Genomic DNA, 1005 nt, shown 5'->3' with positions numbered 1-1005 from the left:
GAAGAGCCAGTGTTCTGAAATGTCGTACAACCGAATCGAGCGGTTACATAGTGAGATGGGAATGGTCCAGAAGTACAAGCAGTGACCGAGTACCTACCTCATCCACGGCCAGAAGGGTGTCGTCAACGGACAGGGCGTCTCCCAAATGGTCAATCAAGAACTCCGGAAAGTGGCCCAGCACGCTCAGCAAAACTCCTCTGTGCGAGCGGTCGTGGCCAATGCACGGAACGTCCCGACGGGGAAGGCTCTCCAAGGTCTGACCAACGGAAACTTTGGAGACCGCCGTGAGCGATTGGAGCGTATCGTCACCGCCATTGAGGACTCGAACGTGACTAAGGGCCCGTACGTGAAAATCGTCTTCCGAACCCCTGCGAACCACTACTGCGCATCACCGCTGGCCGCTCAACTCTACCGATAGAGGCGACCGGCAGCGGCTACACGTTTAGTAGTTCGTCCATCGCATCTTGGAAGCAATCGGGTCCACAGTAGAACACGTAACTCCGGCCTGATTCACCGTGTGAGGGAATGCGGTGGACGACATAGTCGTCCGGCTGTTGTCCTTCCTCCTCGATCATGTGCCCGCAGTGCTGACACAACGCTTCGGTGATCTCCGATGAGCTGGTGGGTTCGTCCAACCGATCCGAGAGCTCGGCTTCGATGTGTTCGACAATTTCCTGTCGTCCCATTGTTGTCACCGCCTTACGTGTGGTGACGGACCCGAGTAACAAAAGTAGTGACCTGATATCATACCACTCGCGAGTCACGATCTAGCGGATATAAACACTACAGTCTAAGTCTATTTCAGCGGAGAGAATTAGACTAACGCTCTTTATATCAGCCGGTAGTCTATTTATTAATAGTATGATAGAATTACAGCAGGAGATACTGACAACGAAGTGGATTTGAAACAGTGTCGACGAAAAATGATGGACAGCCCAGTAGTCAACTTCGCTAACCTCATCTCGGACGTGGCATAAGATTTTATTGATGTAGGTGTTAGACACA

1 protein-coding gene is annotated in these 1005 nt (G+C 52.0%); it reads right to left on the bottom strand.

Going from position 1 to position 1005, the window contains the following annotated elements; genetic code table 11:
* Positions 1-434: 434 nt before the first annotated feature.
* On the bottom strand, positions 435-686 hold the full coding sequence (locus DVK06_RS16665; RefSeq protein WP_147438146.1) for a hypothetical protein: 252 nt from the start codon (positions 684-686) through the stop codon (positions 435-437).
* Between the last annotated feature and the right edge of the window lie 319 nt (positions 687-1005).

It is taken from the genome of Halorubrum sp. Atlit-28R (assembly GCF_003665955.1).
Taxonomy (GTDB): domain Archaea; phylum Halobacteriota; class Halobacteria; order Halobacteriales; family Haloferacaceae; genus Halorubrum; species Halorubrum tropicale.
This window is presented reverse-complemented; position numbering and strand designations above follow the sequence as displayed.